This is a genomic window from Microbacterium sp. Root53, from assembly GCF_001426925.1.
In the GTDB taxonomy this organism is placed as follows: Bacteria; Actinomycetota; Actinomycetes; order Actinomycetales; family Microbacteriaceae; genus Microbacterium.
Map to the genome: position 1 here is coordinate 154,022 of NZ_LMFR01000012.1, position 24,114 is coordinate 178,135.

The following is a 24,114-nucleotide window of genomic DNA, read 5'->3' on the forward strand; positions in this document are numbered from 1 at the left end:
GCGATTCCCGACATCCTGGTAGCTCGCGTACCGAAAGGCAGGCCCATGGCCGGTCTCATCCACATCCTCGTCCGCCAGGGCGCTCTCCCCTTCGCGCGGGCCCAGCAGCTCGCGGGCACGGATCGCGAGGAGTTGATGCGGATCCGCGAGCTGCTCGCCGCCGGCGAGCTGTCCGAGGAGGAGTTCGCGCGTGCGCGGGCGACCGAGGCGGATGTGCCGTTCGTGCGCCTCGAGGACGAGCCGGTGGACGCCGACATCCTCGCCAGGATCTCCGTGACGTTCGCGCACGCGCACGAGCTCGTGCCGCTGCGCACGATCGAGCATCGCGGCCTGCCGCACCTGCTGCTGGCCATGGCCAACCCCGACGACGTGATCGCGCTCGACGACGTGCGCGTGGCGTACGGGATGCCGCCGTACATCGTCGTGGCCACGGCGAGCGAGATCCACGCCACGATCGACCGCCATCACCGCGCCGACGCAGAGATGACCGAGCTGACGTCCAGCCTCACGGTGGAGGAGGCGGAGGATCCGGACGACGGGTCCTTCAACGTCAGCGGCGGCGGCTCCGACGAGGACGACGACGCCCCCATCATCCGGTTCGTGAACCTCGTGCTCGGCCAGGGCATCCGCGACCGGGCCAGCGACATCCACATCGAGCCGACCGCGGACCGCGTGCGGGTGCGGTACCGGATCGACGGCGTGCTGCACGAGATGCCGAGCGCCCCCAAGGCGATCCAGTCGGGCGTCATCTCGCGCCTGAAGATCATGAGCGACATCGACATCGCCGAGCGCCGGATCCCGCAGGACGGCCGCATCTCGGTGCAGCACGACGGCCGCAAGGTCGACCTGCGCGTGGCCACGCTGCCGACCGTGTGGGGCGAGAAGATCGTCATGCGCATCCTGGACCAGGCGAGCACCGCGCTGAAGCTCGAGACGCTCGGGCTCTCGGAGCGCAACCTGACGGCCTACCGTCGCGCCTACACGAAGCCCTACGGGATGATCCTGGTCACGGGACCGACCGGCTCCGGCAAGTCGACCACGCTGTACTCCACCGTCGCCGAGCTCGCCCGGCCGGAGGTCAACGTCATCACGATCGAGGACCCGGTCGAGTACCGGATGGCCGGCGTCAACCAGGTGCAGATCAACACGCAGGCGGGCCTCACCTTCGCGAGCGCGCTGCGCGCCATCCTGCGCTCGGATCCCGACGTGATGCTGGTCGGCGAGATCCGCGACGCGGAGACCGCCAACATCGCGATCGAGTCGGCGCTGACCGGCCACCTCGTGCTGTCGACGCTGCACACCAACGACGCCCCCAGCGCCGTCACGCGCCTGGTCGAGATGGGCGTCGAGCCGTTCCTGGTCGGCTCCGCTCTCGACGTCGTGGTGGCGCAGCGCCTGATCCGGCGCCTCTGCGACCGCTGCAAGGAGCCGGACGAGATCGGCGCCGAGGCGCTCGCGGCCGCGGGCTTCGCCCGCGCCGAGACCGAGAACGGGACCCTGTTCCGGCCCGTCGGCTGCGCGCACTGCGCGGAGACGGGCTACCACGGCCGGGCCGCCGTGCACGAGGTCATGACGGTCACCGAGGAGATCGAGCGGCTCGCGGTCGCGCATGCCTCGAGCAACGACATCGCGCGGGTGGCGCGCGAGCAGGGCATGCGGACGCTGCGCGAGGACGGGTGGGCCAAGGCCCTCGCGGGGCTGACCTCGGTCGAGGAGATCCTGCGCGTCGTGATCTGACGCGCCCGGGGCGGCCGCGGAGCCGCCGGACCCGGGTGACAAGCCGGGTGAATTCAGCGGCCCGACCCGAGAGGCCGGACCCGCAGAAAATCAAGGTTCACCCCTGAACTACCCGGGTAGTTTCAGTCAGGAATGGCGAAATCTGGGTATTTCTCCCCGGGGACCTGTGCGTATACTGAGCGGCGTGACGGTACCCCCCTCCGTTGCCACGCAGGTCTCCCCCGAAGGCCTCCTGGCACCTCAGCTGACGCTGCTCGACGCCCTGCACCGCGTGGTCGCCCAGGGCGCGTCCGACCTGCACGTCACGGCGGGCGTCCCGCCGATGATCAGGGTCGACGGCTCGCTGCGGCCCATCGAAGGCGCCCCGGTGTGGACGGCGGAGACCGTGGCGCGTGAGATCGCGACCCTCATGTCCCCCGAGCAGCGCGAGCGGTTCGAGCTCGATCAGGAGCTCGACTTCGCGCACGCGCTGTCGGACGAGGCGCGCTTCCGCGTCAACGTGTACCGCCAGCGCGGGGCGACGGGCGCCGTGCTCCGTCTCATCCCCACGCGGATCCGCTCGCTCCGCGAGCTCGGCATGCCGGCCGCGGTCGCGAGGTTCGCGACGCTCCCCCGCGGCCTCGTCCTCGTGACCGGCCCCACCGGCTCGGGCAAGTCGACGACGCTCGCGGCGATGATCGACCAGATCAACCGCACGCGGGCCGACCACATCATGACCATCGAGGACCCGATCGAGTTCCTCCACACGCACCAGCGGTCGGTGGTCAACCAGCGCGAGGTCGGCCAGGACACGGAGTCGTTCCAGCGGGCGCTGCGCCAGGTGCTCCGGCAGGACCCCGACGTCATCCTGATCGGCGAGATGCGCGACCTCGAGACCATCCAGGTCGCGCTGACGGCTGCCGAGACCGGACACCTCGTGTTCGGCACGCTGCACACCCAGAGCGCGCCGCAGACGATCGACCGCATCATCGACGTCTTCCCGCCGCACCAGCAGGACCAGGTGCGCACCCAGCTGGCCTCCACGCTGCGCGGCGTCGTCTGCCAGACGCTGATCCCGCACGCGAGCGGATCCGGACGCGTCGCGGCGACCGAGGTGCTCGTGATGACGGCGGCCGTGGCCAACCTCATCCGCGAGCAGCAGATGCACCAGATCCCGGGCGTGCTGCAGGCCGGGTCGGCCCACGGCATGCACACGCTCGACCAGAACCTCGCCGCGCTCGTCGACGACGGCCGCATCACGTACCAGGCGGCCGAGGAGCGCGCGCAGGACCTCGAGGGCTTCCGCCAGCTCGCCCGGCACACCAGCGGCGGATCCGACGGCATCGACTACGGCGACGGCTTCACCAGGCGGAGCCTCAGGTGAGCGCTCCGTCCTCAGCCGGCCCGCAGGCCGGCTCCCCGTCGACGCCTACCCAGGCGTGGGACTACGTCGGCGCCGACTCCACGGGCCGCAAGCGCAAGGGCACGATCGACGCTCCGAGCCGCGCCGCGGCGCTCGCCCGGCTGCGCGAGCAGGGCATCACGGCGACGTCGCTGCGCGAGTCGAGCATCCTGACGCGCGAGCTCGACGTGTCGTTCCTGAAGAAGAAGATCAAGCTCGACGAGATCTCGCTCGCGACCCGCCAGCTCGCCACGATGCTGGATGCCGGCCTCACGCTCGTGCGCGGGCTGACCATCCTCGTGGACCAGGTCGAGAACCCGCGGCTGCGCGACGTGCTCCAGACCGTGCGGCGCGACATCGAGCGCGGCAAGCCCCTGTCGGACGCGCTCGGCGCGCGGCCCGAGGTGTTCCCGCCGCTCCTCGTGCACATGGTGCGCTCGGGCGAGGCCGGCGGCTTCCTGGCCGAGGCGCTCACGTCGGCCGCCGACGGCTTCGACGCCGATCTGAAGATCCGCAACACGATCAAGGCCGCGATGACCTACCCCATCATCGTGATGATCGTCGCGGTGCTCGCGGTGATCGCGATGCTCGTGTTCATCGTCCCGGTGTTCAAGAAGATGTTCGAGGGCATGGGCGGCGAGCTGCCGCTGCCGACCCAGGTGCTGGTCACCCTGTCGGAGAACATGCTCTGGATCGGCCCCGCGCTCGTCGTGCTGGTCGTGGCCGCCGTGCTGTGGTTCCGCCGCTACGGGCGCGAACCCGACGTGCGGCTCGCGATCGACACGGCCCGGCAGAGGATCCCGGTGCTCGGCCCGTTCTTCCGCAAGGCGGCCGTCGCGCGGTTCACCCGGACGCTGTCCACGACGCTGAGTGCGGGCGTGCCGATCCTGCAGGCGCTGGGCATCGTGAAGCAGACCGCCGGAAGCGCCCTCGTCGAGGACGCCGTGGGCCGCATCGCCGACGGGGTCCGCCGCGGCAAGGGCCTGACCGCCCTGATGGCCGACGAGCCCGTGTTCCCCCAGATGGTCACGCAGATGGTCGCCGTGGGCGAGGACACCGGCGCGCTCGACACCATGCTCAAGCGCGTCGCCGAGTTCACCGACCGCGAGGTGCAGCAGACCGCGCAGCGCCTCACCGCCATGATCGAGCCCCTCATGGTCGTGATCGTCGGCTGCATCATCGGCGGAATGATCGTCGCGATGTACCTGCCCATGTTCGGGATCTTCGAGCAGATGCAGCAGTCCGCCTAGTCGTGCCGGCGCCGCCGGACCCCCGTGCACCGCGACGCGGAGCACTCCTTCCTCCCCACCCACAGAAAGAGAGAGTCCTCGTGAAGAACATGATCGACGCGCTCGTGCGTCGCCAGAACGAACTCAAGAAGGACGACCGCGGCTTCTCGCTCATCGAGCTGCTCGTGGTCGTGCTGATCATCGGCGTCCTCGCCGCGATCGCCATCCCGGTGTACATCGGCACCGTCAACGCCGCCAAGGCCTCCGCCGTGGAAGCCGCAGCGACGACGGCAAAGGCTACCTATACGGCGCTGGTTTTCGAGTACGAGTCGGACAGCGACCCCACGACTACGTGGTCTCAGGCCGCGACTGAGGCGGCCGGAAAGGCAACCTCGGCGGACATCTCAGTCGTCGTGGCCGGCACGCCTGCAACTGCGGATGACGTCGAGTTCACTGCGACCCACGATGACACGGCTATCGCGCCGTTCACTACCTCCACCGGCGCGCCGACGTCGTAACCGTCTCGGGCCCGTGGGCGCGGCTGCCACGTCCACGGGCCCAATTCTCGCAACCGACGATGCACAGACAGACAAAGCCCGAGCATGGGTTTGGGTCACTTGAGGCGCTGATAGCCATGTTCCTGGTGGCAGTGGTTGCGGTCGCATTCCTGCCGATGATCATGACGGGCCTCCGGTCCGCCGTGACGAACACGACGGCCACCACCGCGACACAGCTGGTCAACGAGCAGCTGTCGCCGCTCTCCGCGAAGCCGCACTCGTGCACCGCCGTGCAGACGTGGCTCGGCACCTCGGTCCCCACGGTCACCGACCCCCGGGGTCAGACCATCTCCATCCAGCGCAGCGGACCCGCGAGCCTGAGCTGCAGCACACCGCCGACGACGGTCACCGTCACGGTGACCGCGACCGGCACCGACCCCTGGTCCGGCGACGCCCGCACATGGGCGACCGCCACCACCATCGTCCTGATCGACTAGAGGACCCCATGATCCGCCCGACACGCGACGACCGCGGCTTCACGCTCGTGGAGCTGCTGGTCTACGTCGTGCTGCTCGCGGGCATCCTGACGCTCGGCGCCGGTCTGGTCATGAGCGTGACCCAGGGCTCACTGCGGGTCACGAGCTCGGCCGACGCCTCCCGCGACGGCCAGACCATCGCCCGCACGATCACCACGTCGGTGCGCAACGCATCGCACGTGAGCGCCGACGGCGACTTCGTCGTCGCCCGCCTCGAGGACGGCGCAGGCGACGCATGCCACGCGTGGTACGCCTATGGCGGCTCCGTCTACGCGCGCATCTCCGACGCGGCGATCGCCCAGCCCGCCGGCGCGCCCGGGTCGACCTGGATGCGCGTCGGCACCGGGCTGGTCTCCACCTCGGGCGTGTTCACCGCGGCTTCGGGCGGCGTCAAGGTGACGTTCCAGGTCGACACCCGCACCTCCCCGACGCTCATCGAGACCGTCGCGGTCCCGCGCCTGCTGGGCACCGGAGGCAACCCATGCGCCTGATCTCCCTCGCCTGGGCGAGCCGCGACGACCGGGGCTCCGCGCTCGCGGCCGTGGTCGGCATCGTGCTGCTCACGGTCGTGGTCGCCCTCACGGTCGCCACCACGACCGTGCAGTCGCTCGAGCGCACCGACGACACGCGCGACACCGTGTCCGCGGAGTTCGCCGCCGAGGCTGGCGTCGCGGTCGCGCAGGCCGCGATCGAGGGCGCCGCGTGCGGCGGCGGCACCTTCGCGAGCTCGTCCGCCGCGCCGTTCCATCGCACAATCGTGCAGCACGTCGTGGGCGGCGTCATGACGAACGGATGCCCGACGGCCGACGAGGAGTACCGGATCGTCGCGACCGGATACGACAGCGCCGCCTCCTATGCGGCCGACGACGGCCGGAGCGTCGAGGCGAGATACGAGGCCGTGCCGCAGCCCTTCGCGCCGACCGGCCCGGCGATGTACTCGCACGGCGGCATGAGCTTCGGCAACAACGGCGACATCCAGCCCCTGACGGGCGACGACATGAGCATCATGATGCACGACGGCGACCTGGTCTGCGCGAACTCCATCTCGGGCAACACCGACGTCATCGTCAAGAGCGGCAACCTGACGGCCAGCAACGGATGCGAGATCGGCGGCGACACGTGGGTGTCGGGCTCGGCGACCCTGGCCAACGGCGCGAGCATCGCCGGCAAGCTCGTCGCGAGCCACCTGATCCTGCAGAACAGCCACTCGGGCACGCTCGGTCCGCTGTACGCGGACGACACCACCGGAAGCGCCCCGGGCCAGCTCGTCGATCACGGTCCGGTGCAGTCGAAGAGCGCCGCCGGCGCCATGCCCACGGTCCCCGGCTGGGTCGACTTCGAGTTCGAGGCCGCCGACTGGCCCGGGTACACGGTCGTCACGCTCTCGGGCTGCAATCGCACGGCCGCGAAGAGCGCCCTCGACTCCCTGGGCGGATCCCCCGGCGTGCTCAACGCGCTCCACTGCATCGAGCTGGATCTCACCGGCCTCGGGCAGACGACGGTCCAGACCCTCACGGCGAACGTCGCGATCTTCGCCCCGAGCTTCAAGCTCTCGCAGACCAAGTTCGCCGGGCAGACCGGGAACGAGCGCCTGTGGCTGGTCACTCCCGACTACATCGACAACGGGGTGCCGAGCTGCGGCGAGGCCGACGGCACGGGCATCATCGTGCCCGACGACACGTCGCTCGCGAACTCGTCGGAGTTCACCAACCTCGCGGTCATGCTCTACACGCCGTGCAGCATCTCGTTCGGCAACTCGCTCGTGATCCACGGGCAGGTGTACGCGAACTCCATCCACGTCGAGCAGCACCTGACCTACCGCTACGCCCCGACGGGCCTCCCAGGCACCAACCTCTCGACGGGGGCGGACACGCCGCCCATCGAGCTCGCCCTGAGCTCGTACCGGAACACGTCCACGACCGCCAAGAGCCTGGGGGCGCCGTGATCGCCGTCGTCACCACCGGGGTCGGCCTGTTCGGCCTCGCGATCGGATCCTTCCTGAACGTGGTCGCGCACCGCGTGCCGCTGGGGCAGTCGGTCGTCGCTCCGCGCAGCGCGTGCCCGGCGTGCGGGCACGAGATCCGGGCGTACGACAACGTGCCCGTGCTGTCGTGGCTCATCCTGCGCGGCCGGTGCCGCGACTGCGCCGCCCCGATCTCGGCGCGCTACCCGATCGTCGAGGCCGTCACGGCAGCGCTGTTCGTCGTCGTCGCCGCTGCCTTCGCGCCCTCGATCGCCGCGGCGACGACCGCGGCCGGGGCGTGGGCCGCGTCGCTCGTCCTCGTCGCGCACCTGGCGCTCGCCGGCTTCGGCGTCGCGCTCGCGGCGATCGACCTCGACACGCAGCGCCTCCCCGACGCGCTGGTGCTGCCCCTGCTCGGGACGGGCGTGGCGCTGTTCACCGCGGCGGCCGCGCTGACCGGCGCCTGGGGCGACCTGCTCCGGGCCGGCATCGGCGCCGCCTCGCTCGGCCTTGTGTACTTCGCGATCTTCCTCATCTCGCCGCGCGCGATGGGCTTCGGCGACGTCAAGCTCGCGCTGCCGCTCGGGATGTTCCTCGCCTGGCACGGGTGGGGCGCGCTCGTCGTGGGCGCGATCGGCGCGTTCGCGCTGGGCGCCGCGGTGGGCGGGGCGCTCATCCTGGCGCGGCGCGTCGACCGGCGCGGCGGCATCCCCTTCGGGCCCTGGATGATCGCGGGCGCCTGGCTCGGCATCCTCGCGGGCGAGGTCCTCGCCCGCGCCTATCTGCAGCTGTTCGGACTCGCGTGATGAAGGGCGGATCCATGTACTCCACTCCGACGGGAGCCCTCACATGGGCAGGGTGATCGGGCTCGACTTCGACAGCACCTCGGTCCGCGGCGCCGAGCTCTCAGGCGTGGGCACCGCGTCGCCGCGCGTCGAGCGGTTCGGCGAGGTCCGGCTGCCGCCCGGCGCCGTCCACCACGGCGAGGTCGTGGAGCCGAACACCGTCGCGGATGCGCTGCGGCGCCTGTGGGAGAGCGCGCGGTTCAGCACGCGCGCCGTCGCGCTCGGCATCGGCAGCCACCGCGTGATCGCGCGCCCCCTCACGGTCGATGACGGCAAGCCCGAGCAGGTGCGCCTCGCCCTGCCCATGCACGCCGACGGGCTGCTGCCGTTCCCATCGTCCGAGGCGCTGATCGACTTCTACCCGATCGAGCGCGATCCCGCGCATCCCGGCAAGGTGCGCGGGCTCCTCGTCGCCGCCGCGCGCGACGCGGTCGACGACAACGTCAGCGCCGTGCGGCGCGCCAAGCTCCGGCCCGAAGCCGTCGATCTGGTGCCCTTCGCGCTGGCGCGCACCCTGCTGCGCGGCGACCACGCCGACGGCACGGTCGGCCTCGTCGAGGCGACCGGCTCGACGACCAACGTGCTGATCGCGTCCGACGGCGTGCCGCAGTTCCTCCGGATCATCCCGAGCGGCCTCGACGAGGTCGCGACCCAGCTGGCGGCCCTCCTGGGCCTGGAGGACGCCGAGGCGCAGGCGGCCGTCGTGACCGCCGACCTCGCGAGCGAGCCGTACCTGATCGACGCGCTGCGCGACGCCGCCCAGCCGCTCGTGAACGCGGTCGGGAACACGGTCGACTACTACCTCGGCACGAGCGAGGCCGGCGAGCTGCGCCACATCCTGCTGACCGGTCACGGGATGCACTCGCAGCTGCTCGGCGAGCAGCTCCAGGCCCGCACGCGCAAGCGCGTGCTTCCCGCCGATCCGCTCGACCAGGTGCGCCTGGCGCGCCGCGTCGACCGCGCCGCGATCGCCGCGAGCTCCTCGGCGGTCGCGATCGGGCTGGCGATGGGGGTGGCGTCGTGAGCGCCGACGAGGAGGTCGGCGGTCGCCGGGCCCGCCGCAGCACGTTCGGCGACGGCGCGCCCGCCTCGGACGACGCGTTCGCGGTGCTCCTGGCGGGAGAGCAGACCGACGCGGCGCCCGGCGGCAAGGTGAAGAAGAAGGTCGGGAAGGCCGCCAAGGCTCCGAAGCCCGTGGCGAAGGCCAAGCGCCCCCGCCCCGCGCGGCGCCCCGCGAACGCGCTCGACGTCGGCGGCGTCCCCCGCGTCGATCTGCTGCCGACCGAGCTGCGCAATGCCCGCGCCTGGCGGGTCGCGCGCGGGCGCGCGCTCATCATCGTGCTCCTCGCGGCGATACTCGTGCTCGCGGGCGTCGGCACGGCGCTGTGGCACGCGGCCACGACCGACCTGGCTCGCGACGCCGCGGCGGCGCGGACCGTCGAGCTGACCGACCGGCAGGGCCGCTTCGGTGACGTCAGCGCGCTGCTGTCCCGCATCACGCGGTCCGAGGAGGCGCTCGCGACCGCATCCGCGGACGAGGTGGACTGGCCGCGCCTGCTCGACGATCTCGGTCGCGCGCTGCCGGCGGGCTCCCGGGTCACGACGGTCGCGGTCGACTCGACCACGCCCCTCACGGAGATCGCGCAGCCCGCGGATCCGCTCCGCGGCGCCCGGATCGGCACGCTCACCTTCACGGCCTTCACGCCCACGATCCCCGACACCGCCGCCTGGGTGCGCGCGCTCAACGAGGTCGAGGGATTCGAGAACGCCACGCCGCGGGCGGCGGTCGCCGAGGCGCCCGACGCGCTCGGCACCGGGGTGCTGGGCTACACGATCGAGATCGCGGTCGACCTGACCGACCGCCGGCTCGTGACGCCGCCCGAGGCGGAGGCCCCGGCGGAGGAGGAGGACGCATCGTGAACCGGATCGGCGCGACCTATCTGCTGGCGACCGTGCTCGCGATCGGACTGCTCGGCGTCGGCTTCGTGTGGGGCGTCAAGCCGTCGCTCGACGCCGCCGCGGCGGCCACGACCGAGCGCATCCAGATCGAGTCGCAGAACCAGCTGTTCGAGATGCGCATCGCGCAGCTCTCCGAAGCGCGCGACGGACTCGCCGCGCACGAGGATCGCCTTGCCGAGCTGCAGCGCGCCGTCCCCGCCGACGGCGATTACGACGACTGGCTCGCGGAGCTCGACCGCCTCGCCGCGGCGACCGGGGTCTCCATCACGCAGGTGACCGTGGCCGACTCCCAGCCGCTCGCGACCGAGGCGCCGCCCGCGGCTCCCCCGGCCTCCGACGGCGCGAACCCCGACGGTGCGGCAGCGCCTGCCGCTCAGCCCGAGGCCGCGCCGTCCGCCGGGGCCCCGGCTGCGCTGCTCGCCATCCCGGTGCAGATCGGCGTGAACGGCCCCGCCGCCGGCGTGCGCGGATTCATCCGGGAGCTTCAGGGCGCCGAGCGCCTGACGCTCGCCTCGCGGTTCGCGTTCTCGTCGAGCGACGAGCAGCCCGACGTCCTCGCCGGCACCACGGGCGCGCTGATCGACGGCCTCATCTGGGTGCTTCCCGAGTGACGCCGGCGGGTGCGGCGCTCCCGGCTCGGGGGTCGCGCCGCGAGAAGTCCATCGCCGTGCTGTTCGACGCCGAGAACATCGCCCCGGCGTGGGTCGGACCCGTGCTGGGCGAGGTGGCGCGCCACGGCATCGCGTCGAGTGACGGCGACTTCACCCGACTGGCGGCGCGCATTCGGGAGGACGGCATCCCGGTGCTCGGATACGGCGAGCGCAAGACGCCGAGCGCGTTCCGCAACGCGTGCGACCAGTTCACCTACTTCGATCTGCTCGAGGGCGCCACCCCGGCACGGGAGCGCGACGGCGCGACGAAGACGTCGTCACCAGGCGGCGATGCGAAGCTCGTCGCGCTGCTGCGCGCGGCGGTCCTGGCCACTGCTGACGAACAGGGCTGGGCGAATCTCTCCCCGGTCGGACAGCACGTCCGCAAGAACGCGCCGGACTTCGATTCCCGCAACTGGGGGTTCGCGCGCCTGAGCGAACTCGTCAAGGCGACGGAGCGCTTCCACATAAAGACGCGCGGCACGACGATCGTGGTGGCCGACAAGGCCCTCGTCCCCTAGGTTTCCGAGCTGATCCACTTCTCCACACCCCGCGAACATTCGAACAGATGTCCGAGGCGGGTGCGAGAATGGGGGCATGCCGAGGTTCGAGGATGCCGACGAGGTCAGCTGGGGGTTCACCCCGGCGGAGCGGTCGCGCACGCGTGCCTCGATCGAGGAGCTGAAGCGGATCCGCGCCGAGCGCGCCCGGCTCGACGCGCGCGAGGCCGGGCTCCTCTCCGACGTGACCGGGATCGCGCTGGAGCAGGTCGCACGCGACCCGAACGGGAGCGACCACGCGTTCCCCCTCCGCTCGATGACCGCCGAGCTCGCTCTGGCCCTCAAGGAGTCGCCTCGCACGATGCAGTCCCGGATGGATCGCGCGCACGAGCTCGTCTCGAAGTTCCCCGCAACGCATGCCGCATTGTCGAACGGGCGGATCACCGAGCGGCACGCTCGCGAGATCGTCGCCGCGGGTACGGACATCCCGGAGCCCGAGGCGCGCGAGGCCTATGAACGCGAGGTCGTCCGGCTCGCCGCCACGAGGACGCCGCACGGGATCAAGAGCCTCGCCAGGCAGATCGCCGAGCGCCACCACCCGACGACGCTCGCGGAGCGCGACGAGCGCGCGCGGGCCGATCGGCGCACGTGGGTCGAGGACCTGCCCGACGGCCAGGCCATGCTCGGCATCATCGGACCGGCCGTCGCCATCCATGCCGCGCACGACCGCCTCACCTCCTGCGGCGAGGAGGTGAAGCGCGACCGCCGCGCGGTCGTGCGCGATCTCGACGGCGTCGAGCCCGCGCCCGAGGACCCCGCCTACGCCAAGTACACGGACGATCGGCACCTCAGCCAGCTGCGCGCCGACATCGCGCTCGACCTGCTGCTGTGCGGCCTGCCCACGGGCCACGAGCTGGAGCAGGCGATCACCGCGACGGTCGAGGTGGTCATCCCCGTGACGACGCTCGCGGGCCTCGACGACGGGCCCGCCCTCCTCGCCGGCTACGGCCCGATCGACCCCGACACCGCCCGTCGCCTCGCGGGAACCGCCGTCGGGTGGGAGCGGGTGTTCCTGCACCCCGACACCGGCGCCCTGCTCACGGTCGACCATCACCATCCGACCGCCGCGCAGCGTCGATACCTGCTCGCCAGGGACCGGACGTGCCGGGTCCCGGGATGCACCGTCAAGGCGAAGCACGCCGACATCGACCACACCATCCCGTGGTCGCGCGGCGGCCCGACCGCGGTGACGAACATGGCCGCGGTCTGCGAGCAGCACCACATGATGAAGCACTTCTCCCCCTGGCGCTTCGAGCAGCTCTCGCGCGGCCGCATGCGGATGCGCAGCCCCGCGGGGTACGACTACGTCCACGCGGCGGAGACCATCTACTACCTGCCGCGCACACCCGCTCCCTTCTGATCCAGGTGCGGCGGCGCCTCAGCGGGGGCGACACCACCCGCAGGTATCCTGTTCCGGTGACTCCCCCCGCGTCCGGCTCCCCCCTGTCGTTCGGCGATCTCGACGCGGACCTGCAGCTCGCGCTGTGCCTGGCCGACGCGGCCGATGCGCAGACCCTGCCCCGCTTCGACGCGGCCGACCTCGACGTGTCGCGCAAGGCCGACCGCACCCACGTGACCGACGCCGATCTGGCCGCCGAGCGCGCGGTGCGCGAGCTGCTCGCCCAGCAGCGCCCCGACGACGGCATCTTCGGCGAGGAGTACGGCGCCGACGAGGACCGCGCTCGCCGCTGGATCATCGACCCGATCGACGGCACCGCCAACTTCCTCCGCGGCGTCCCGGTCTGGGGCACCATGATCGGCCTCCAGATCGACGGCGTGATGCGCCTCGGCGTGGTCAGCTCCCCGGCGCTCGGCCGCCGCTGGTGGGGCGCCATCGGGCTCGGCGCGTGGACGAGCGTCGACGGCGGCGAGCCGCGCGCCATCCGGGTCTCCGAGGTCGCCACGCTCGACGACGCGAGCGTCAGCTTCCAGAGCATCGGCCAGTGGGACGACGCCGGCCACCTCGACGCCCTCGTCGCGCTGACGCGCCGCGTGTGGCGCGACCGTGCCTACGGCGACGTGTGGTCGTACATGCTCCTCGCCGAGGGCAGGCTGGAGATGGTCGGCGAGTTCGACGTCAAGGAGTACGACCTCGCAGCCGCGGCCGCCATCGTGACCGCGGCGGGCGGCCGATTCTCCTCGTTCGAGGGCGAGCCGACGATCGCGTCCGGCTCGGCCGTGGCGACCAACGGCGTGCTCCACGACGCGATCCTCGAGGTCCTGCACGGCACGGGGACGTCATGACCCCCGGGCGCCGCGCGGCGGCCGTCCTACTCGCCGTGACGGCGATGCTGGGCCTCGCCTCGTGCGCGCCGGAGCCGGGCACGGCGCCCGCCGACCCCTCGGCGCCCACCGCGGGGGCGAGCGCTCCGCCGGCCGATCCGAACGCCGAGCCGACGTGCGAGACGATCCTGTCGGAGTCCCTCGTCGCGGAGTTCAAGGGCTACGGCCTCGAGGCGATCGAGGAGCCGTTCAGCTTCGGCGATCCCGCTACCACGTCGATCGAGGGCGGCGTGATGTGCACGTGGGGCGCACCGGACGTCGCGACCGACCACGGCGTGCAGATCTTCGGATGGGCCCCGCTCGACGCGGCCGGCGCGGAGAAGTGGCAGGCTTTCCTCACCGAGCAGGGCTGGACGCGCAGCGATGAGGGCGGGCTGGCGGTCTACACCGAGCCGTTCGCGCCGGTTCCCGAGGACGCCATGGCGTACGCGTTCGGCGACGGCTTCGTGAAGGTCGCCGCGCCGAAGCAGAACCTCGCCGTCATCACCTGGCCCTGACCTTCTTCCGTCGATTCCGCGCCTGACTGCGCCACTGGATGGCGCTCCGCGCGTTCTCATGCCACGGCCGCGCCTTCGCGTCAAGAGGTAGGTGCCGCCCGCGATTTGCGCGTTACATCGAAGTCCCACGTCCGCAAGCGGTAAGGGAGAGGAAGACCGATGTCGCAGAACTATGGAGCGGTGCCCCCGTCGACCACGACAGGCACAGGATCCACGTCAGGCACGACCGAGACGGCGAAGCAGGAGGCTTCGGAGGTCGCCGGCACGGCCAAGGCCGAGGCCGGGCACGTCCTCGACACCGCCAAGCAGGAGGCGTCGACGGTCGCCCGCGAGGCGAAGACGCAGGCGAAGCAGGTGTACGCCCAGACCAAGCGCGAGCTGAGCGACCAGGCGGCCACGCAGCAGCAGCGGGTGGCCGACGGCCTCCGCTCGATCGGCGACGAGTTGCAGTCGCTCGCGCGCAACTCGGAGAACGGCGGCGTCGCGACCGACCTCGTGCGCCAGGCGTCCACGAAGCTGACCGACGTCTCGTCGTGGCTGTCCGCCCGCGACCCCGGCAGCCTGCTCGACGAGGTGAAGACCTTCGCGCGGCGCAAGCCGGGCCTCTTCATCGGCGGCGCATTGGTCGCCGGCGTGCTGGCGGGTCGCCTCGCACGCGCACTCGGCGAGTCCGCGGCCGACGAGCGCGGCGCCACCGCCGGCACCTCGGGCACGGTCCCGCCGCCCGCGCCGGTGACCGGCACGGGCGTCGGCGCGAGCACGGGCTACGGTGCGGGCGGCTACTCGCCCGGCACGGCTGTCGGCACGGGCGTCGGCGCCGGGGTGGGCGCCGGGGCGGTCGGCACGGGCGCCGGGACCGCAGGCTCGAGCACCGCCGGCACGGGCACCGGAACCGGCGAATGGGCGAGCGGCGAGGGCGACGACCCCGCGACCGCGCACACCGTCGACCCCGCGTTCGGCTCCGGCGTCTCGGACATCCGTCCGACGCCCCAGGGCGGCCAGCCGGTGACGTCCACCGGCGCGGCGGGCGAGTCCACGCCGCTGTACGACGACTCGCACGCTGCGAACCCGGCCGCCGAGCCGGGCTTCGAGGGACTCGGGGAGCCGCACGATGGCCGATGAGACGACGCCCTCGGAGCAGAAGGCCGCGAACACGTCGCTCGGCGACCTGCTGGGCGAGGTGACGCAGGATCTCTCGCTGCTGATGCGGCAGGAGATCGCGCTCGCCAAGGCCGAGCTGAAGGAGTCCACCACCCGCGCGGCCAAGGGCGGGGGGATGATCGGCGGCGCCGGCTACGCGGCGTCGATGGCGATCTTCTTCCTGTCCGTCGCCCTGTGGTGGGGACTCGGTCAGCTCATCGGGCTCGGCTGGTCCGCCGTGCTCGTCGCGGTCATCTGGGCCGTGATCGCCGCGGCGCTGTTCCTGACGGGCCGCAATCAGATCAAGGAAGTGAAGGGGGCTCCGCGCACCGTGGAGTCGCTCGGGAAGATCCCCGACGCACTGAAGAGGAATGAGGAGAACCGATGACCGATTCGCCTGAGGCGATCCGCGCCGACATCGAGCGCACTCGCCGTGAACTCAGCCGCGACGCCGACGCTCTGGTCGACAAGGTCACGCCCTCGAAGGTCGTGCACCGCCAGACCGACAAGATCAAGGGCGCGTTCGGCTCGCTCCGCACCCGCGTCATGGGCGCCGCCGACGACGCGGGCTCGGCATTGCACGATCGCGGCTCGTCCGTCGCGGGCGGCGTCTCCGACGCGACCCACCGCGTGGCCGCCAAGGCCGAGGGCAACCCTCTCGCCGTGGGCCTCATGGCGTTCGCCGCCGGGCTCGTGGTGTCCTCGCTCATCCCCGCCTCCGCCAAGGAGAAGGAGCTGGCCGAGGGCGTCAAGGAGCAGGCCCAGCCGCTCGTCGACGAGGCCAAGCAAGTCGCGCAGCAGGTCGGTCAGGACCTGAAGGAGCCCGTGAAGGAGGCCGCCACGGCGGTCAAGGACACCGCCTCGGACGCCGCATCGCACGTGCAGTCCGACGCGCAGGATGCCGCCGGCACCGTGCGCGAGCGCGCAGACGAGGCACGGTCGAACGTCAGCGGCAGCTGACCTCCGACCACCCGCACGACACGGGGGCGGCGGCACGGGCCGCCGTCCCCACCCCTGGAAAGGCACGATCATGAGCCGCACGACGTCCGCGCCGGTCGACGACCAGAAGCACTCCCCCGATCCGGATCATCCGGACAAGCCCGACTCCCTCGGCGAGATCGAGAAGCCGTCATGGAAGTACGCGCTGAAGAAGACGGTGGCGGAGTTCGGAGACGACGAGTGCCGCGACCTCGCCGCCGCCCTCACGTTCTACACCGTGCTGTCGCTGTTCCCCGGCCTGATCGCGGTGTTCTCCCTGCTCGGCGTGGTCGGGCAGGACGGCGAGGCCGCGAACGCCGTGCTCGGCATCGTGCGCGAGGTCGCGCCGGACGCGGCCGAGGGCCTTCGCGGCCCGCTCGAGGAGGTCGCGAGCTCCTCCAGCGCCGGCATCGCGCTGATCGCCGGTGTCGCCGTCGCGATCTGGTCGGCGTCGGCCTACGTCGGCGCGTTCAGCCGCGCCATGAACCGCATCTGGGAGATCGACGAGGGCCGCCCGTTCTGGAAGCGCAAGCCCGCGCAGCTCGCATTCACGCTGCTCACGATCGTGCTGGCCGTGATCGGGATCGGCCTCCTGATCATCTCGGGTCCCGTCGCCCGCACCGTCGGCGAGGCGCTGGGCATCGGCGAGACCGGCCAGCTGATCTGGCAGATCGCGAAGTGGCCGCTGCTCGTGGGCGTCGTGATCTTCTTCGTGGCCGCCCTCTACTACTTCACTCCGAACACCGAGCAGCCGAAGTTCCGCTGGGTGAGCGCGGGCGCGGTCATCGCGATCGTCACGCTCGCGCTGGCGTCGCTGGGCTTCGGCATCTACGTCGCGAACTTCTCGAGCTACGACCGGACCTACGGGTCGCTCGCCGGAGTCGTGATCTTCCTGCTGTGGGTGTGGATCGCGAACATGGCGCTGCTGTTCGGCGCCGAGTTCGATGCGGAGCTGGAGCGCACCCGTGAGCTGCAGGCCGGCATCGAGGCGGAGGAGCGCATCCAGCTGCCGCCACGCGACACGACGCAGATCGAGAAGGCCGCCGAGAAGGAGAGGAAGGACCTCGCCGAGGCCCGCCGCATCCGGGAGTCCGCGCGCGAGCCCGATGACGAGTGACGCGTGTATCTGTGGCGCGTCTCGCGCATCCTTCAGTGCGGGAGGTACGGGAGATGTACGACGTGGACACGGACGGCAGCCACTACTGGTTCGAGTACGCCGTGAAGCGCTCCGGCTCACCCGGCAACGCGGTCGGCCCGCTCTCCCGCCACGAGGCGGAGCGCCTGGCCGCCGAGACCGGCGGAGTGCTGCTCCGGCGCCGCATCAGCCAGAGCCTGTGGGCGACCGCCTGACGGGTCGCCGGCGCGGCCCTCGATAAAATCGAGGACGTGCTGATCGGCGTCATCCGTCCCACCGAGACCCGCGAGCTGAGCGCCGAGGGCGCAACGCTGGACGACGTGCACCGGGCCCTCGAGGCGCAGGTGCCGGAGGGATGGCAGCTCACCCACGCGAAGGTGTCGATGCCCAAGGGATCGAGCGCGCTCACCGCCACCGGGCGCATGGCCCGCTGGGGCGAGACGCGCGAGATCAGCGCGGCGGACATGGCCGCGCTCGAGGCGCAGGTGCCGGAGGGCTGGTCGCTGCTGGCGGTGCGGAGCGACTGACGGCTCGAGAGCGGATCGCCCGGCTAGGTCGACACGAGGCGCTCGCCGAGCTGGATGCCGCTGAGCCCCAGGGCCTCCTCGGCGAGCTCCTCGAGCAGGTCCGGGTCGAGCTGCGGCGACTCGGCGGACTCGAACACGAAGCGGAGCGGGATGCCGGGCCCCACCCAGATCGTGCTGCGACCGCTGCCGTCGCAGTGCGGCCAGGACACGCAGAAGCTCTCGTGGCGACGGAGCTTGGCCAGCATCACCACCTTGAGATGCGCCAGCGTGCGATCGTCCAGGTCGACTGGAGGGAGGTCGCCATACAGGAGGATGCCCACGCGAGATACCGTAATTTCGAGAGCGCTCCCACCGCCAGAGGGACGACGAGTGTTACGCGCCGCGACGCAGAAGGCCCCGCGTTCCAGAGGATCGCGGGGCCTTCGCACAGTGCGACAACGTCGTGGAGCTGGGGGGAATCGAACCCCCGTCCAGCGCTGAGTCTCTGGGGATTCTCCGGGCGCAGTCTGTGAAGACGTTCTGCTCGGCCCCGACCTTTGTCACAGACACCTAAGTCGACGGGCCCAGTCGAGAAAGAGTCCCGCGTGACGTCCCGACACCGTCACGCAGCAAGATCCCTAGATGACGCCAGAATCCGTGTCGGGATCACCCACGGTCTGACGGACTATCGGGCTCGCTTAGGCAGCGAGGGCGAAGTCAGTGCGCTTTGCATTGGCACTTATTGTTTTGCAGGGAGCGTTTTCGAGATAACCCTGCATCCTCGGCCCGCTTCTCGCAGATTCGCAAGCACTGTCGAAACCGATCAGCCCCGTGAATTCCTTCTCGCGAAGGAGCCGTTGTCGCACGCTGTGGAATTGCCATCCCGGTCCGGAGACCGGGCGATCTCGGTGACGAGCACCGAGCATCACAGACTACAACGGATCGGAGCGCGACGCCATTCCCGGCGAGTCGGCCGCGCCGCGCGGGTCACCGGCCGGCCCGCGCGCTCCAGTCGTCCCACTTCGCCATGAGCTGCTCGATCGCGGCGTGGAGGCGCGCGGTCGCGGCGCCGGGCGTCGTGTCGCCGAAGTAGTGCGTAACCCAGTGGCGCAGGCGCTCGGCCGCCTCGGGGTCGTGGCGCACGCGCTCGACCTCCTCGACGATTCTCGGCGCGTCCTCGGCGCGGAGCCATTCGCACGCAGACAGGTAGCCGCCCTCGTCCACCTCGGCGGCCGGATCGGCCGGGCGCGTGATGAGCAGCGGCTTCCCGGCCGCGAGGCGGTCGTAGACCATGGCGGAGATGTCGGCGATCGCGACATCCGCGGCGGCCAGCTGCCAGCCGAGATCCGGGCCGTCGTCGTACACGTGATGCGCCTCCGGATCCGCCGCGTTCGCCGCCTCGATCGCCTGGATGATCCGCTGGTTCGCCTCCCCGAACTCGGGATCCACCACGCCGCTGCGCGGGTGAGGGCGATAGATCACCCGATGGCGCCCGGTCGCGAGCAGCGCCTGCACGAGCGCCTCGCCGTGGGTCCGGATCGAGCCGTAGTGCGCGGCCGGACGGTCGCCCTCCCACGTGGGCGCGTAGAGCACGACGGTGCGCTGGTCCGGCGTGTAGGGAAGCTCACCCGAGTAGTGGTCGGCCTGCGGCCGGCCGATCTCGATCGTGCGGCGGTCGAGATCGAAGTCCCACAGCGTGCGGCTCAGGCGCTCGCGCGCGGCCTGCCCGGCGATCAGGGCGTAGTCGTAGGCCTTGTACTGGTTGGTGGTCATGTACATCTTGTCGGACTCGCCGTGGTTGATGAACACGTGCCAGCGCTCGCCGTACCGGAACATCTGGAAGTTGCGCGTGTTCTGGTTCACATACAGGACGATCCGGATGTCCTGCGCGTCGAGGAACCGCTCGATGTCCCGCACGGTCGGCACGAACGCGACGGGGAGCGCGTCATCCTTCAGCAGGGCCGCGGCGCCGGTGGCGCTGCGCGCCATCACGACCACCGGGTGCGTGTGGGCGAGCTCGGCGAGCGGGCGGTACCACTGCCGCATCTGGTACATGTTCACGTCGCCGTCGGCGAAGTACACCGCGATGCGGAAGGTACCCGGCGTGTGCGGGGGGCGGGCGGCCAGCGCGGCCCTGATGGCGTGCTTCGCGCGGCGTGAGGCGAGGGCCTTCCGAAGGAGTCCGACCGCCGTCTTCACATCCCGCGCCACGCCCATCCGACCAGCCTAACCAGCGGTCTCACGGGCACCTGCGTGGGATGATCGACGAATGCGTAACGATCCCGCCGAGCGGCTCCGCGCGTCTCGGCAGGAGGCGCCGCGACGCGACGCGCCGGCGGTCCCGCCCGGCTCGGGCGTGTCCTTCGTGATGCCCGTGCTGAACGAGCGGCGCTATCTCCGGCGCGCGGTCGAGACGGTGCTGGAGCAGCGGGTCGACGGCCCGGTCGAGGTCGTCCTCGCGCTCGGCCCCTCGAGCGACGGCACCACCGAGCTCGCGCGCGAGCTGGCGGCCGAGGACGGCCGCATCGTGCTCGTCGAGAACCCGGCCGCCGACATTCCGGTGGGGCTCAACGCCGCGATCCGCGCCAGCTCCCACCCGACCATCGTGCGGGTGGACGCCCACTCGGAACTCGCGCCCGGCTACACGGCGCGGGCGCTTGCGACGCTCGAGCGCACGCGCGCCGGGAACGTCGGCGGCGTGATGCGCGCCGACGGGCGCACGCCGTTCCAGCGCGCCGTGGCGCGCGCGTACAACTCGCGGATCGGGCTGGGAGGCGGCGCCTACCACGGCGGGGCTCCGGAGGGCGAGGCCGAGTCGGCCTACCTGGGCGTGATGCGCCGCGCCGTCCTCGAGCAGGTAGGGCTCTTCGACGAGTCGATCCGCCGCGGCGAGGACTGGGAGCTCAACCTGCGCATCCGCTCGGCCGGCTACCGCGTCTGGTTCGATCCGGCGCTGTCCGTCACGTACTGGCCGCGCGAGAGCTGGATCCGGCTGGCGCGGCAGTTCGTGGCGACCGGCACCTGGCGCGGCGAGCTCGTGCGCCGCTACGGTCTGCGCAACTCGCTGCGCTTCTTCGCGCCGCCCGTGCTCGTGCTCGCGGTGCTGCTCTCCGTCGTGGTGGGCGTGCTGCAGATCACGGGAGTCGTCTCGGGCGTCTGGGCGGCAATCGCGTCGCTCGTGCACGTGCCCGTGGCCGCGTACATCCTGCTCGTCCTGGTCGTCGCGGCCGGCCGCGGCGGCGGATCGGGCCTGCGCGACAAGCTCTGGACCCTCGCGGTGCTGCCGACGATGCACCTGGCGTGGGGCGCCGGGTTCCTCGTCGGCCTCACGCGCGGCGCGCACGACACGGTCGACACCTCCCGGCTCGACGGCCGCAACACACCGCTGCCGTAGCCGGCCGCGGGTCAGCGGTCGAGGAGGCCCTGATCGAGGATGCGGGCGACGACCCGCTCCGACGCCCGGCCGTCGTCGCGCGCATTGAACCGGGCGGTCCAGGCCGCGTATCGGTCCGCGTGCTCGGCCGGGTCCGCGGCGAGCGCGGCGACCAGCTCGTCCTGCGTGCGCACCAGCGGTCCCGGCGCGCGGGCGGCGAGGTCGAAGTAGAAGCCGCGAAGCTCGCCGCGGTAGTGCTCCATGTCGGGCACGAGGAAGTACATGGGCTTGCCCGTGACCCCGAAGTCGAACATGACGGAGGAGTAATCCGTGATCAGCGCGTCGGCCGCGAGCAGCAGCGGCGCGGCATCCGGATAGCCGGTCACGTCGATCACGCGGGCGCCCGCCACGTCGTGCCCCGGCAGCAGCGTGCGGGAGTGCCCGCGCACGAGCACGACCGCGCCGGTCTCGGCGGCGAGCGCCTCGGGGTCGAGGAAGTCAACGATCTCCTGACGGTCGTCGCGCCAGGTGGGGGCGTACAGCAGCACCCGCTCCCCCGGCGCGATGCCCAGCTCCCCGCGGACCGCCGCGGGGTCGCCGTTCACGAGCGCGTCGTTGCGCGGGTAGCCCTCCACCCAGATGGGACGACCGAAGAACGCGTACGCCTTGCGCAGGATGCGCGCCGCGTACGGGTTCTGCGCGAGCAGCACGTCCCAGCGCAGCGACTCCTTGACGACGGCGCCCGCGCGCCGGGGGTCGAAGCCCGGCCGGTGCAGGGCGAGCCGCTTGAGGGGCGTTCCGTGCCACGTCTGCAGCACCTTCTGCCCGCGTCGGCGCACGTACCGGCGTCGCAGCCAGTCGTTCACGACGAGCACGCGGGCCGCGCTGCGCGCCCGCCACCACTCGGGGCTGCCCTCGACGACAGCGACGGCTCCCTCGGGCACGCGCACCGACAGGTCGACGACGCTCCAGTACCGGATGACGCCGGGAGCCACCCGGGCCAGCTCCCGGTCGATCGCGAACGGGTTGCAGCCCGCGCCGCGCCCGTAGAAGCTCTCGAAGAACACGGCGTTCTCGAGCGGCGTCGCGCGGTCGACGTAGCGCCGCTCGAGCGCGCCCTGCGCATCGGGATCGTCGTAGACCGGGTCGACCGGCGGGCCGACGACGAGCGCGGCGCCGCGCAGCTCGGCCCGGAGGCCCGCACGCGACGATCCGCCGAGCACCCGCATCGGCAGCTGCGCGTCGATCTCGACCCCCTCGATACCCACGCGGTACTCGCCAGTGGGCAGCGGGAGCTCGGGTCCGCCCCAGCGCGACGCGCGCAGCGGGAACCGCACGGTCCAGGTCTTCCCGCCCCCGGTGATCCGGCCGTCGACGTGCGCGCGCGGGCCGGTGAGCGTGGCGGACGCAGGTCGCGCGCCCGCCCCCTGGATCACGAGCTGCGGATCGCCCGGCTCGAAGCGGGCCGTGATCTGCGAGGTCATCGAGTGGCCTTCCGTACTCGGTCGTTCGGGTCGTTCGGGCCGGTGGATCGGCCGGCGGGTCGCGGGACGTCCGGCGCCAGGCCCGCGCGCGCGACGATCGCCGCGTAGACGCGCTCCGCGCTGCGGCCGTCGTGGAACGCGTGGACGCGCTCGCTCAGCGCGCGCGAACGCGCGGTGCGCTCCGCCGCGACGGCGGGATCCCCGAGGAGCGCGTCGAGCTGCGGCAGCAGCTCCGCCCACGTGGTGGCGGCGTCATGGCCCGCCACGTCGCGATACGCGCCGTAGAACCCGCGGCGTCGCGCGTAGGCCGCCACGTCCGGCGCGAGGAACAGCACCGGGAGCGGGACCAGCGCGGCGTCGTACACGAGCGACGAGTAGTCGGTGACGAGCGCGTCGAGGCCCGGGAGCGCCGGTGTGACGTCGTTGAGCAGCTCGGCGCCGAGCGAGCGCACCCGCGACACCCCCGCGGGCGGCGCGTAGTCCCCCGCGCCCAGCCGGTGGGAGCGGACCAGCAGCACCGCGTCATGGCGCGCGAGCGCCTCGTCGATCGCCTTCCAGTCGGCGGCCCCCGGGACCGCGGGATCCGGCTCGCCGTCGCGCCACGTGGGCGCGTACATCACGAGCCGCTCTCCCGGAAGGTCGGGGACGAGCCTCCGGATCACCGTCTGCGCGCTCTCGCGCCGTTCCTCGGCCGTGCCTCGCGAGAGGACGTCCGTGCGCGGCTCTCCGGTCACGACGATGCGCTCGGCGGGCAGGCCGAACGCCGACTCCAGCCGCCCGCGCACCAGGTGCGAGGCCGCGGGCAGGAGGTCGATGCGGCGGGCCGCGGCGCGGTACATCAGCCCGAGCGCGCGGCTCACGAGCGCGGCGCCCACGCGGATCGGGCTGCGCAGCGTCTCGGGCGCGTCCAGGCCGATCCGCTTGAGCGGGATCCCGTGCCAGAGCTGCGCGACGAAGCCGCTCCCGATCGCATAGGGGTTGACGTCGCCGAAGCCGTACGCCACGACGATCACGCCGGCGCGGGCCGTGGCCCAGAACCCCGCGAGCGACGACTTGCGCAGCGTGGGGATGCCCAGCGCCGCCGCGTCGCGCGCCTCCCGCGGGTCGTCGGTCAGCCAGACCGCGTCCCGTCCGTGCTCGGCCGCGACCTGCCAGAGCGCGAGCGCCCCGTCGCCGATCCCCGCGCCGCAGCCGAAGACCCAGCTTTCGGTGCGCGGGGTCACCAGCGTGACCAGCCGCCCGAGCGCATACAGCGGCAGCCGGGCGATCTTCCGCGCGTTTCCCGCACCGAAGGAGAAGGAGGCCACCCCGCGAGCCTATGACATGCCCGTCCGGGCCTGCCGTGGCTCGCGGGGCGGCCG

The 24,114-nt window shown here is 72.1% G+C and carries 26 protein-coding genes and 1 other RNA gene; 22 read left to right on the plus strand and 5 right to left on the minus strand.

The genetic code is table 11. The annotated features are described in order from the left end of the window. The first annotated feature begins 45 nt into the window (after positions 1-45). From ASD19_RS05620 to ASD19_RS05720, 21 genes are all read left to right on the plus strand, one after another. Positions 46-1,737: a GspE/PulE family protein gene (locus ASD19_RS05620; protein ID WP_055989575.1), complete on the plus strand. Its 1,692-nt coding sequence runs from the start codon at positions 46-48 to the stop codon at positions 1,735-1,737. Positions 1,738-1,921: 184 nt separating this feature from the next. After that, positions 1,922-3,100, plus strand: coding sequence for a type IV pilus twitching motility protein PilT (locus tag ASD19_RS05625; RefSeq protein WP_327040253.1), 1,179 nt, complete (start codon positions 1,922-1,924; stop codon positions 3,098-3,100). Beyond that, positions 3,097-4,368: a type II secretion system F family protein gene (locus ASD19_RS05630; RefSeq protein ID WP_055989578.1), complete on the plus strand. Its 1,272-nt coding sequence runs from the start codon at positions 3,097-3,099 to the stop codon at positions 4,366-4,368. Before ASD19_RS05625 ends, ASD19_RS05630 begins: the two co-directional genes overlap by 4 nt. An 89-nt stretch (positions 4,369-4,457) precedes the next feature. Beyond that, entirely contained in the window at positions 4,458-4,865 is a 408-nt protein-coding gene (locus ASD19_RS05635; RefSeq protein WP_156377138.1) for a type IV pilin protein, read from the plus strand. Between the two features lie 125 nt (positions 4,866-4,990). After that, on the plus strand, positions 4,991-5,341 hold the full coding sequence (locus ASD19_RS05640; RefSeq protein ID WP_235562980.1) for a hypothetical protein: 351 nt from the start codon (positions 4,991-4,993) through the stop codon (positions 5,339-5,341). Between the two features lie 8 nt (positions 5,342-5,349). Further along, positions 5,350-5,871, plus strand: coding sequence for a prepilin-type N-terminal cleavage/methylation domain-containing protein (locus ASD19_RS05645; RefSeq protein WP_055989588.1), 522 nt, complete (start codon positions 5,350-5,352; stop codon positions 5,869-5,871). Beyond that, the gene (locus ASD19_RS14765; RefSeq protein ID WP_055989592.1) at positions 5,862-7,325 is read left to right on the plus strand and encodes a hypothetical protein; all 1,464 of its coding nucleotides are present in this window, start codon (positions 5,862-5,864) and stop codon (positions 7,323-7,325) included. Before ASD19_RS05645 ends, ASD19_RS14765 begins: the two co-directional genes overlap by 10 nt. Further along, positions 7,322-8,149 (plus strand): prepilin peptidase, encoded by an 828-nt coding sequence (locus ASD19_RS14770; protein ID WP_055989594.1) that lies wholly within the window; start codon positions 7,322-7,324, stop codon positions 8,147-8,149. The genes ASD19_RS14765 and ASD19_RS14770 overlap by 4 nt, the downstream gene beginning before the upstream one ends. 43 nt (positions 8,150-8,192) lie before the next feature. Then, a complete protein-coding gene (pilM, locus tag ASD19_RS05660; RefSeq protein ID WP_055989597.1) occupies positions 8,193-9,212 on the plus strand; it encodes a type IV pilus biogenesis protein PilM in 1,020 nt (339 codons plus the stop codon). Next, positions 9,209-10,108, plus strand: coding sequence for a hypothetical protein (locus ASD19_RS05665; RefSeq protein ID WP_055989599.1), 900 nt, complete (start codon positions 9,209-9,211; stop codon positions 10,106-10,108). The genes pilM and ASD19_RS05665 overlap by 4 nt, the downstream gene beginning before the upstream one ends. Then, positions 10,105-10,758 (plus strand): hypothetical protein, encoded by a 654-nt coding sequence (locus ASD19_RS05670; protein ID WP_055989602.1) that lies wholly within the window; start codon positions 10,105-10,107, stop codon positions 10,756-10,758. Before ASD19_RS05665 ends, ASD19_RS05670 begins: the two co-directional genes overlap by 4 nt. A 56-nt stretch (positions 10,759-10,814) precedes the next feature. After that, positions 10,815-11,318 (plus strand): OST-HTH/LOTUS domain-containing protein, encoded by a 504-nt coding sequence (locus ASD19_RS14315; protein WP_162246654.1) that lies wholly within the window; start codon positions 10,815-10,817, stop codon positions 11,316-11,318. A gap of 76 nt (positions 11,319-11,394) precedes the next feature. After that, a complete protein-coding gene (locus ASD19_RS05680; protein WP_055989608.1) occupies positions 11,395-12,717 on the plus strand; it encodes an HNH endonuclease signature motif containing protein in 1,323 nt (440 codons plus the stop codon). A 56-nt stretch (positions 12,718-12,773) separates the two neighbouring features. Continuing rightward, complete coding sequence (locus ASD19_RS05685; protein WP_055989611.1) at positions 12,774-13,601, plus strand: inositol monophosphatase family protein; 828 nt, start codon at positions 12,774-12,776, stop codon at positions 13,599-13,601. Further along, positions 13,598-14,137, plus strand: coding sequence for a hypothetical protein (locus ASD19_RS05690; RefSeq protein WP_055989614.1), 540 nt, complete (start codon positions 13,598-13,600; stop codon positions 14,135-14,137). The genes ASD19_RS05685 and ASD19_RS05690 overlap by 4 nt, the downstream gene beginning before the upstream one ends. Before the next feature lie 159 nt (positions 14,138-14,296). Continuing rightward, entirely contained in the window at positions 14,297-15,259 is a 963-nt protein-coding gene (locus tag ASD19_RS05695; protein WP_055989617.1) for a hypothetical protein, read from the plus strand. Next, a complete protein-coding gene (locus ASD19_RS05700; protein ID WP_055989620.1) occupies positions 15,249-15,665 on the plus strand; it encodes a phage holin family protein in 417 nt (138 codons plus the stop codon). The genes ASD19_RS05695 and ASD19_RS05700 overlap by 11 nt, the downstream gene beginning before the upstream one ends. Then, complete coding sequence (locus ASD19_RS05705) at positions 15,662-16,237, plus strand: DUF3618 domain-containing protein (RefSeq protein WP_055989623.1); 576 nt, start codon at positions 15,662-15,664, stop codon at positions 16,235-16,237. The genes ASD19_RS05700 and ASD19_RS05705 overlap by 4 nt, the downstream gene beginning before the upstream one ends. A 70-nt stretch (positions 16,238-16,307) precedes the next feature. Then, positions 16,308-17,372, plus strand: coding sequence for a YihY/virulence factor BrkB family protein (locus ASD19_RS05710; protein ID WP_055989627.1), 1,065 nt, complete (start codon positions 16,308-16,310; stop codon positions 17,370-17,372). A gap of 53 nt (positions 17,373-17,425) precedes the next feature. After that, positions 17,426-17,605, plus strand: coding sequence for a hypothetical protein (locus ASD19_RS05715; protein WP_055989628.1), 180 nt, complete (start codon positions 17,426-17,428; stop codon positions 17,603-17,605). 36 nt (positions 17,606-17,641) lie between these two features. After that, positions 17,642-17,917, plus strand: a complete 276-nt coding sequence (locus ASD19_RS05720; protein WP_055989630.1) for a hypothetical protein — start codon at positions 17,642-17,644, stop codon at positions 17,915-17,917. Positions 17,918-17,940: 23 nt separating this feature from the next. On the opposite strand, the gene ASD19_RS05725 is transcribed toward ASD19_RS05720, so the two are convergent. From ASD19_RS05725 to ASD19_RS05730, 3 genes are all read right to left on the minus strand, one after another. Next, positions 17,941-18,237, minus strand: a complete 297-nt coding sequence (locus ASD19_RS05725) for a DUF7882 family protein (protein ID WP_055989632.1) — start codon at positions 18,235-18,237, stop codon at positions 17,941-17,943. A 120-nt stretch (positions 18,238-18,357) separates the two neighbouring features. Next, positions 18,358-18,727: a transfer-messenger RNA gene (gene ssrA, locus ASD19_RS14010) on the minus strand. 156 nt (positions 18,728-18,883) lie between these two features. Then, a complete protein-coding gene (locus ASD19_RS05730; RefSeq protein WP_055989635.1) occupies positions 18,884-20,113 on the minus strand; it encodes a CDP-glycerol glycerophosphotransferase family protein in 1,230 nt (409 codons plus the stop codon). Between the two features lie 52 nt (positions 20,114-20,165). Between ASD19_RS05730 and ASD19_RS05735 the strand changes: the two genes are divergently transcribed. Further along, positions 20,166-21,290 carry a glycosyltransferase family 2 protein gene (locus ASD19_RS05735; protein ID WP_055989638.1) on the plus strand — a complete coding sequence of 375 codons (1,125 nt, stop codon included), beginning with the start codon at positions 20,166-20,168 and terminating at the stop codon, positions 21,288-21,290. An 11-nt stretch (positions 21,291-21,301) separates the two neighbouring features. Here the strand turns inward: ASD19_RS05735 and ASD19_RS05740 are convergent, their stop codons facing one another. After that, positions 21,302-22,753: a CDP-glycerol glycerophosphotransferase family protein gene (locus tag ASD19_RS05740; RefSeq protein WP_055989641.1), complete on the minus strand. Its 1,452-nt coding sequence runs from the start codon at positions 22,751-22,753 to the stop codon at positions 21,302-21,304. Then, positions 22,750-24,060, minus strand: a complete 1,311-nt coding sequence (locus ASD19_RS05745) for a CDP-glycerol glycerophosphotransferase family protein (RefSeq protein WP_082543006.1) — start codon at positions 24,058-24,060, stop codon at positions 22,750-22,752. Before ASD19_RS05745 ends, ASD19_RS05740 begins: the two co-directional genes overlap by 4 nt. Positions 24,061-24,114 lie beyond the last annotated feature (54 nt).